Origin of the sequence: Sphingomonas sp. (assembly GCF_039594485.1) — a bacterium.
GTDB lineage: Bacteria > Pseudomonadota > Alphaproteobacteria > Sphingomonadales > Sphingomonadaceae > Sphingomonas.
In genome coordinates, this window is the sequence record NZ_JBCNNI010000065.1 from 1 (window position 1) to 8864 (window position 8864).

Below are 8864 nucleotides of genomic sequence, written 5' to 3' on the forward strand. Positions count from 1 at the left end.
AAGAGGGCGTGAAGCTGCCCCGCACGATCATCGAATATTATTACAAGGACGATGCGCTGGGCGACCCGATGGTCACCGACGAGCATATCGCCTGCTTCGGCTGGGCCAGCCAGGAAGAGATGCACGACATTGCCGATCTGGCTATCCGCGTGAACGACTTCCTGTCGGGCATGTTCGCCGCGATCGGCATCCGCCTGGTCGACTTTAAGCTGGAATTCGGCCGTATCTGGGACAATGACTTTGGTCGCATCATCCTGGCCGACGAGATCAGCCCCGATGGCTGCCGCCTGTGGGACATGACCACCAACGAGAAGCTGGACAAGGATCGCTTCCGCCGCGACCTGGGCGGCGAGGTCGAGGCCTATCAGGAAGTGGCACGCCGTCTGGGCCTGCTGCCCGAGGGGGGCGACACCGCCGTCCTCGATCTGGAAGAACACCGCAAGAGCCGGGGCAAGTAATGAAGCTGAAGATTTTCGTCACCCTGAAGCCCGGCGTGCTCGACCCGCAGGGCAAGGCGATCCAGCACGCGCTGGGCAGCCTGGGCTTTGCGGGCGTCGATGACGTGCGCGCGGGCAAGCTGATCGAGATGCAGGTTGCCGACGAGACGACCGATGCGCAGATCGACGAGATGTGCCGCCAGTTGCTCGCCAACACCGTGATCGAGAATTACCGGGTGGAGCGCGCCTGATGAAGACCGCCGTGATCGTCTTTCCGGGTTCGAACTGCGACCGCGACCTCGCCGTCGCGCTGGAGGCGGTGACGGGCGTCAAGCCGGCCATGGTCTGGCACGGCGACAGCGAACTCCCCGAAGGACTGGGGCTGATCGGCGTGCCGGGCGGTTTCTCCTATGGCGACTATCTGCGCTGTGGCGCCATCGCGGCCCGCTCGCCGATCATGCGCGCGGTCGTGGACGCCGCGAACAAGGGCACGCCGGTCTTAGGCGTGTGCAACGGCTTCCAGGTGCTGGCCGAGACCGGACTGCTGCCGGGCGCGCTGATGCGCAACCGTTCGCTCAACTTCGTGTGCCGCGACGTGAACCTGGAGGTGGCCAACACCGACAGCGCCTTCACCCGCCTGTACGAACAGGGCGAGACCATCCGCATCCCCGTCGCGCATCATGACGGCAATTACTTCGCCGATGCCGAAACGCTCGACCGGCTGGAAGGCGAAGGCCGCGTGGCCTTTCGCTATGCCGAGGACGTCAACGGCTCGGCGCGCAACATCGCGGGCGTGCTGAACGAGAAGCGCAACGTGCTGGGCATGATGCCCCACCCCGAGCGCCGCATCGAAGCCGCGCATGGCGGCGATCATGGCCGCCGGCTGTTCGAGGGCCTGCTGGAGATGGTCGGAGCCTGAACGGCCTGATCCGGTCCAGCCTGCGCAAGCCATCCACGCAGGCAAGCGAAGGCCATCGGACGACATTTTACAAAAGGGGGAAGCGGGGCCACTCGCTTCCCCCTTTTTCGTGCTCCCTCCCCGGCGTGATTCGGCATTTTTGGCGCTGTCCACGGGCTTGTGGAACGAATCAGGAGTGCGATGCAGGAGGAGGCAGTAGAGGCGTCCCTGACGCCGGCCGGGTGCTGTAGTGCCCAAAGCTGAACAGAAATGGCGCGCCCGAGGTGAAAGCGATGGGCACTCAGATCATTGGGAAATTCGGGTGGCGAGGGCGGCTTAACAGCATCTTTCTAGGTGTTCAGTCCCGGCATCTGGTGGATCGGATTGATGATCGTCCCCCGTTTCGGCGGACACACTGGGTTAGCCGGTCATGCACTGCTCGGGTGTCAGATATCCGAGGGCCGAGTGCATGCGGTGCCGGTTGTAGTAGCCTTCGATGTATCCGAACAGCGCCTGCCGGGCTTCCGCCTGGGTCGCCCACCGGCATTGATGGACCAGTTCGACCTTGAGGGTATGGAACAAGCTCTCCATCGGGGCATTGTCGTAGCAATTGCCGGTGCGGCTCATCGAGGGCGTGGCGTGGATCGCCGACAGGTAATCCACATAGGCACCGGCGGCATATTGCGACCCGCGATCCGAGCGGCAGATGAGGCCGGGCGCTGGACGCTGCCGCTGAGCGGCCATCATCATGGCAGCAAGTGGCAACCCGGTTCGCATATGGTCACGCATCGCCCACCCGACGATCTTGCGGGTTGCCAGATCGAGCACCGCGGCCAGATACAGCCAGCCTTCGCCGGTCGCGATGTAGGTGATATCGGCAAGCCAGATCGTATCTGGCGTGGTCGCCACAAAGTTCTGCGCCAGCAGGTTCGGGGCGATCGGCAGATAGTGACGGCTGTCGGTCGTGCAGGGCCGGAACCGACGCCCGGCCAGCGCGCGGATACGATGACGGCGCATGAGTCGTTCGACACGGCCCCGGCGGGCCTGTCAGGAATTTCGTGTGTGGGCGGGCGGATGAACATTATGCCGCCATGGCCTTGATGAAGCGTTCGCCGAATATGACGGCGAACTGGGCCTTGGCCATGGTCCACTCACGCGGTGGCATTCTCCACTCTTTCTCCGAGCGGTTCAAGATCAGGTAGAGCAGCTTGGTGGCCGCCTCGTCGCTTGGGAAATGCCCTCGGGCCCGCACCGCCCTGCGCAGTTTCGAGTTCAGGGCTTCGATGGAATTCGTCGTGTAGATGATCCGCCGAACCTCGTCGGGAAAGGCGAAGAATGGGATCACCTCGGCCCAGGCGCGCCGCCAGCTCTGGCCGATGGCGGGGTAGCGGGTGCCCCAGGGGCCGGCCTCGAATGCGGTCAGCGCCTGCTCGGCCGCCTCGGCACTGGGTGCGCGGTAGACCTCCTTCAATGCGGCAGCCAAACCCTTGCGGTCCTTCCAGGAGACGAAGTCCATGGAATTGCGCAGCAGGTGGACGATGCAGGTTTGAACCACGGCGTCGGGAAACACGGCGGTGATCGCCTCTGGGAAACCCTTCAGGCCATCGACGACGGCGAGCAGGATGTCCTCGGTACCACGGTTCCTGAGCTCGTTCATGACCCTGAGCCAGAATTTGGCGCCCTCGTTCTGCTCCAGCCACAGACCCAGCACCTCCTTGGCACCATCGGCACGGACGCCGAGCGCGATATGGATCGCCTTGTTCCGGACCATGCCCTCGTCCCGGATCTTCACCCGTAGCGCGTCGAAAAAGACGAGCGGATACACCGGGTCGAGCGGTCGTTGCTGCCAGGTCGCCACCTCGTCGAGCACGGCGTCGGTCACCGTGCTGATCAGGTCCGGCGATACGTCGATGCCGTACAGATCGTGCAGGTGCCCCGTGATCTCCCGGGTGCTCATGCCGCGCGCGTACATCGACACGATCTTGTCATCGAACCCAGGAAAGCGCCGCTGGTACTTGGCGATCAGCTGCGGGTCGAAGCTCGCCTGCCGGTCGCGCGGCACGTCGATCGCCAGCTTGCCGGTATCCGTCGTGATCGTCTTCCGGCCGTAGCCGTTGCGGGAGTTTCCGGCTCCTTCTTCACCGGCCAGGTGATGATCCATCTCGGCATTCAGCGCGCGCTCGGTCAGCGCCTTCTTCAGCGCATCCAGCAGGCCACCCTGCGCCAGGGCAGCACCTGCGTCACCGCCGGCCAGCAACTGGTCCAGAAGCTCGTTCGGTATCGCGGGTTCTTTGCGTCGGGACATATCGGGGCTCCTTCTTTCCCGTTATGCCCGCCCGCACACGAAATTCCTGACAGGCCCGCCCCGGCTGCATCGATGACCTTCCGCCCGCAGGGCGGCATGCATCCTCGGCGATCCGTATCGCCCCTGATGGCGTGCCTGGAGCCGACGCACGTCGCCAAGCAACGCCAGGTTCGCCGTCGTCCGCATGCTCGGTGGCCGACCGCGCCAGTCGTAATAGCCGCTGCGCGACACGCCGAGCATGCGACACATGACATTCACCGGCCAGGTGGACGCGTGCTGCTCGATGAAGGCGAACTTCACCGCGGCATCTCCGCAAAGATGCCGACGGCTTTTTTTAAGATGTCGCGCTCCATCCGCGCCCGGTCCAACTCCCGGCGCAACCGCGCGATCTCCGACGCCTGATTCGCTGGCGACGCCATCGTCGATACTGGCGGCTTCGCCGCCGGGCTTGTCGGCGGGGCGCTGCCCTCCTGCAATTTGCGCTGCCAGCGACGCAGCATCGTCGGCATGATCCCCAACTCGGCCGCCACCTCCGTCTACAGCCGACCGCTCGTCTCCCACAGCGCCACCGCCTCGCCCTTGAACTCGTCCGTAAACCGACGCTTTGTCGTACTTGCCATCATACACCTCCTGGCTCAATACACCTCCTGGCTCAGCAGAGCCTATCATTGGTGTCCGCCGAAACGGAGGACGATCACTCGAGAAGGTCGATATGCCGTCGAACAACGGCCAGCCTATACCGCCCGCGAAACAAGCACCTTTGCTCGACAGCTTGGGCTGAGACCCCGCTTCACGCCTGTTCGAATCCCGAAGTCCGACGGCCCTCGGAGGCCTTCGTACATTGCCTCAAATGCGATCAAGCCCGCGTCTCGCCATTATCGGCCGATTATCGTCGCACTGTTGATAGATGATACGCGTTTCACGGAGGTAGCGCTGCATCGTGCGGACGGAGACGCCAAAATGTAGCGCGGTTTCGAACGTGGTCCGGCGCTCGACATACTTATAGTCCAGCGCCCGACGAAGGTCCGCTTGGTCGAGCCGTTTGGGACGACCGATCATCTGCCCGCGCAACTTCGCTTCCGCCAATCCTGCCCGCGTCCTTTCGCTGATGAGCGCGCGTTCGAACTCGGCGAGTGCCGCCATCATATGAAACATGAGGCGTCCACCCGACGAACTGGTGTCAATATGCTCCATCAACGAGTGAAAATGCGCGTCGCGTTTACCCAATCGATCAATGAGGTCGACCAAGCCGGAAAGCGAGCGGCCAAGGCGGTCTAGCCGCCACACGACGAGCGTTCCGCCCGGCTTCAGGCTGTTGAAGGCAGCCTCAAGGCCGTCTCTCTGGAAACTGCCTCCCGAACAACCTCTATCCTGGAAGATACGATTGCACCCTGCTTTTTTGAGGGCGCCGATTTGGAGATCGAGTTTTTGTTCCTCGGTGGAAACCCGAGCGTAGCCAACGATCATCGCATCCCCTGTCGTGCTTTACCCCAGACCAGTCCTGCAAAGGGCAGATGAAATCCGGGTCCTATAATTTGGTTTGATCAATGGGAGCCGTTTCGAAATTAAAACAATTAAATATAGCAAGTTTAGAAAAATAAAATGTCGAAATCCATGTCAAACATAGAGTTTTTATTGCTTTGAAGCATCGGCCTCGTGCGACGTGATTTCCTCAAGGTCAACCAGCTTGAATTGGAGTTCAAAACTCAATCAGTCTATTGAAGAGCGCAGTTTTTTCTGATCCACTGGCATGGGGGGTCAGGAGGTTTAGGGATGGCGCTGTTCTGGTTGTCGGATGAAGCCTGGGCGGCGATCGAGCCGCATCTGCCCACCAACCAGCCTGGCGCGCGGCGAGTGGACGACCGGCGGGTGATTTCCGGGATCGTGCATGTGCTGAAGGTCGGCTGCCGCTGGTGCGACTGCCCGGCCCATTACGGGCCGTCGACCACGATCTACAATCGGTTCAACCGCTGGTCGCGCCGTGGCTTTTGGCTCAAGCTGCTCGACGCGCTGGTGGATGTCGGCGTGCTCACGAAGAGTACGGCGATCGACAGCACCTACATCAAGGCGCAACGCGCAGCCTTCGGCGGAAAAGGGGGCGCCAGGTCCAGGCGATCGACCGCTTACGCGGCGGATGGACGAGAAAGGCGCACGCGCTCGCCGATGCCATCGGTCGGCAAGGTCAGCGACGTGAAAGCGGTGCCTGCACTCCTCGAACATGCTGGTCGCATGACCGACTCTACACGCAGCAGGCGCCGGTCCTGTACCTGACAGGCTTGTCGTTGCAACATTGCCTGCAGCGCGCCATGGACACCAGCCGGCCACCCGAATTTACCCGCGATAGGCTGCCACGCCCAAGTTTAAGGCCTGACCGGATCGGCTATTCCCGCATCGACCTCGTCGAGGTGCAGATCGCGGAGGGCCGGCCATGCCTGTTCGTGCCGATCGACCGGATCGGTCGATCGGAAAGCTGATTGCCGCCCAGTTCTTGCGCAACCTGGTCGCGGCCATGCTTGCACCATTCACGCCATGCTTATCGACAACGGCATACAACAACGGCAGTCCGAGGGGGGAGTGTCCCCGGACGCAAGGACATGTGAACCGGATGATAGAGGAACCGGCGCTGCCACCGGCAACCCCCGGTTGCGCTCAGCCCGAAACCCCAAAGATCGTTATGGCGACGCAGTTCTGGTTTGCCGGTATCAGCACGATCTGACCGCGATCGGAGGATGGATAAATCTGAGTCCCTGCCAGAGACTGCTCAGGTTTGACACCAGGCATCTGGCTTGCGACGACAGTCTGGCAAGGCTGCGGAAAGGGCACCACCCGCACTATCGCTCCCTCGCACCGCTGCCCCACGGGAGCCGCGAATACGAGACCGGCGGCGGGACCGGAATAGCCCTTATTGGATGGGCCATATGACATGCCCACAACCCCCCGGACGGAGTGATGATCGGCATCGACCTTGCTGGTCTGGGTCTGGACCGTATATTGCGTTCCAGCGGCCAGCGCTTTTCCAAGGCCGGCATAGGTCGCGGCACAGGTTTTGACACCTGCATCGGCGATGGTGGTGGAGAAGGGATCGGGCTGCGCTTGTGGTGGCTTCGAGGTGCCAGGCACCTGCGCCGGGACCGGGCTTTGCGCCAATCCGCCGACGGTAAGCAAGACGGCTATGCCAGTGTAGCCTGAGACGTTGCGCCACCATCTGCGGCCGGAATGATACTGCTCATTACTTACTGCGCGCTCAAACATGGTACCGCTTTGCCGTGAACGCGCGATACGGCAATGAATGCCACGAAGCATAACGTTGAACATATATTCGATTCCTTTGTGGAAGTCTTTTGTTGCGGATATGATCAGGCCACCGCGCCGATAGCGGGCGACACCATTGCCGATCGCATCAGCGCCCACCCGGCGCGGGTTGCCCGTTCATCTGCTGCGCCACCGCAGCCGTGATATCGATGGTTGCGTCATAGACGCCCACGAGCGTGGACGCGGAAATGAGCGCCGAACAGCCCTGTGCGATGCTGACTGTCCGCATGACGGGGCCGGCAGCTTGCGACACGGCATTGGTAAGCTTGCTATCGAGTTGTGACAGGCTTCGATTGATCTGATCACCGCGTTGCTGAAGTTCAGCGCGACGTCGGGCGATTTCATCGCTCTTGACCTTGAACGTTGCCGGCGGCACCGCCGTTCGAAACGATTCCAGCGCGCGCGCGTCCGATTCAAGCGTTCGGCTGTCGCTGTCGAACTTGGCTTGAGCCGCCTGCCTGACCTGTTGGAAGCGAGCGGCTTCGTTCGCAGCCAGCCTCGACTGACTGATCAATGCGCCTTGATCGATCACGCACAAGCGAAAAGGCGCAACGGGTGCTGGGGTGGGGGCGGCAGCATTGGCGCTACCTTGAAGACCTACAAGTAATGCCATCAGGACGATTTGCGCGCGCATCAATTTATCTTTGTATGTCGTGAGGGAAAGTGGGGGCGACGTGGATGCCGCCCCCAAAGACGATGTATTTGTCAGAACTGGTAGCCGATCCCGACATTACCCCCGACCAGTCCGGCCTGGGTGGAGAAGGAAGCGCTTCCCTTCACGACCGTGTGGCCGTCTACGAACGCCTTGGAAAAGCCGACTGCGAGGGCCGTCTGATCCTGATAGACGCCCAGCGCTCCAGCGATCATGCCCTTGCCGGCTTCATAGGCCTGCGGCAGTCCGGCACTCGCCATGGCGATCGCCGTTCCCGTGTTCGCATCGCGCCTCACCCGGCCGAGATCGAAGGCCAGAGCGTTGACGCGACCATCGGTATAATTGTTGGCTTGTAGCAGGGTGCTTGCGAGGCCCGTATTCAATTGACCGACGTTGACCGCATCCGTGGCGCGCGTGCCCGCTGCGACGTTCGTGATCTGGCGCTCGGTACCGACGCCGCCAACCGAGACCACATTCGACAAGCCACCGTCCGTGGATCCGTAGCCGAGCGCCACCGAATTCGATCCTGTCGCGCTGGACCCGGCACCTATTGCTGTAGACCTCAAACCACTGGCTACCGCGCCATAACCGCCAGCAATCGCATCGTCTCCTGCAGCTAAGGGAGCTGCCAGACCGCTGCTGTTGTTGGACCGGAACGGCCCCGCCTGGCCGTTGACCAGCGAACTGATCTGAACCGTGTTGCTCGCCACCTGTTGGTTGGTTGCGAACAACTGCGATCCGTTGACGGCATCGGTCGATGCCGACGAGACGGCCCCCGACGCGACATTGTGCAGCCCCGTAGCGGCGCCGCCCGGGTTGAACGTCACGCTGGTGCGACTGCTGTCGTCATATTGCACCGCATTGGCCGACGCGGAGGCGATCGCCGCTGCCAACTGCCCGACATTCACCGCATCGTCCTTGGCGACACCGGCGGCCACACCGGAGATCGTGCGATCACCACTCGTTCCGGCGACGTTGATGCTGGTGCCGCCAGTCATCGATCCGATCGTAATCTGCCCGCTCCCGGGCATACCGCCCGTCTGCTGGACGAGCCCGATCGAGCCGCTCGAGATCGCATTGGACAGATTGGAAATATTCGACTCGTTCTGCGCGACTTGCTGGTTGGTCGCATAGAGCTGCGAGCCGTTCACCGCATCGGTCGAGGACGCCGACACCGTGCCCGCGGCCAGGTTGGTCAGCTTCTGCGCATTGCCCGGGTTGGCAGCCGTTCCGCCCGAGGCCGTCAGCGTCGCGACATCG

Annotated in this window: 10 protein-coding genes and 3 pseudogenes; 6 read left to right on the plus strand and 7 right to left on the minus strand. The window is 62.3% G+C overall.

The window, feature by feature from the left end:
• From ABDV78_RS18990 to purQ, 3 genes are all read left to right on the plus strand, one after another.
• The coding region (locus tag ABDV78_RS18990) for a phosphoribosylaminoimidazolesuccinocarboxamide synthase (RefSeq protein WP_343529022.1) at positions 1-458 on the plus strand (458 nt) is incomplete at its 5' end.
• Positions 458-688 (plus strand): phosphoribosylformylglycinamidine synthase subunit PurS, encoded by a 231-nt coding sequence (gene purS / locus ABDV78_RS18995; RefSeq protein WP_175313981.1) that lies wholly within the window; start codon positions 458-460, stop codon positions 686-688. The genes ABDV78_RS18990 and purS, both read left to right, overlap by 1 nt.
• On the plus strand, positions 688-1356 hold the full coding sequence (gene purQ, locus ABDV78_RS19000; RefSeq protein ID WP_343529023.1) for a phosphoribosylformylglycinamidine synthase subunit PurQ: 669 nt from the start codon (positions 688-690) through the stop codon (positions 1354-1356). Before purS ends, purQ begins: the two co-directional genes overlap by 1 nt.
• Before the next feature lie 399 nt (positions 1357-1755).
• Here the strand turns inward: purQ and ABDV78_RS19005 are convergent.
• The 3 genes and pseudogenes from ABDV78_RS19005 to ABDV78_RS19015 all read right to left on the minus strand — a co-directional run.
• Positions 1756-2373 (minus strand): annotated as a pseudogene (locus ABDV78_RS19005) (IS3 family transposase); the annotation flags it as partial.
• Between the two features lie 43 nt (positions 2374-2416).
• Complete coding sequence (locus tag ABDV78_RS19010; RefSeq protein ID WP_343529024.1) at positions 2417-3640, minus strand: IS256 family transposase; 1224 nt, start codon at positions 3638-3640, stop codon at positions 2417-2419.
• A gap of 57 nt (positions 3641-3697) precedes the next feature.
• Positions 3698-4260 (minus strand): annotated as a pseudogene (locus ABDV78_RS19015) (transposase); the annotation flags it as partial.
• Positions 4261-4346: 86 nt separating this feature from the next.
• On the opposite strand from ABDV78_RS19015, the pseudogene ABDV78_RS19020 reads away from it, so the two are divergent.
• Positions 4347-4518 (plus strand): annotated as a pseudogene (locus tag ABDV78_RS19020) (IS3 family transposase); the annotation flags it as partial.
• Here the strand turns inward: ABDV78_RS19020 and ABDV78_RS19025 are convergent.
• Entirely contained in the window at positions 4487-5107 is a 621-nt protein-coding gene (locus ABDV78_RS19025) for a recombinase family protein (RefSeq protein ID WP_343529025.1), read from the minus strand. The pseudogene ABDV78_RS19020 and the gene ABDV78_RS19025 overlap by 32 nt on opposite strands.
• Before the next feature lie 306 nt (positions 5108-5413).
• Here ABDV78_RS19025 and ABDV78_RS19030 point away from each other — a divergent pair, with 306 nt between their 5' ends.
• A complete protein-coding gene (locus ABDV78_RS19030; RefSeq protein WP_343529026.1) occupies positions 5414-5911 on the plus strand; it encodes an IS5 family transposase in 498 nt (165 codons plus the stop codon).
• Positions 5912-5946: 35 nt separating this feature from the next.
• Positions 5947-6114 (plus strand): hypothetical protein, encoded by a 168-nt coding sequence (locus tag ABDV78_RS19035; protein WP_343529027.1) that lies wholly within the window; start codon positions 5947-5949, stop codon positions 6112-6114.
• A gap of 175 nt (positions 6115-6289) precedes the next feature.
• On the opposite strand, the gene ABDV78_RS19040 is transcribed toward ABDV78_RS19035, so the two are convergent.
• The 3 genes from ABDV78_RS19040 to ABDV78_RS19050 form a co-directional block, all read right to left on the minus strand.
• Positions 6290-7051, minus strand: coding sequence for a hypothetical protein (locus ABDV78_RS19040; protein WP_343529028.1), 762 nt, complete (start codon positions 7049-7051; stop codon positions 6290-6292).
• Entirely contained in the window at positions 7041-7586 is a 546-nt protein-coding gene (locus ABDV78_RS19045; RefSeq protein WP_343529029.1) for an OmpH family outer membrane protein, read from the minus strand. Before ABDV78_RS19045 ends, ABDV78_RS19040 begins: the two co-directional genes overlap by 11 nt.
• Positions 7587-7657: 71 nt before the next feature.
• Positions 7658-8864 (minus strand): YadA-like family protein (locus ABDV78_RS19050; protein WP_343529030.1); only part of this gene is annotated, 1207 nt, incomplete at its 5' end.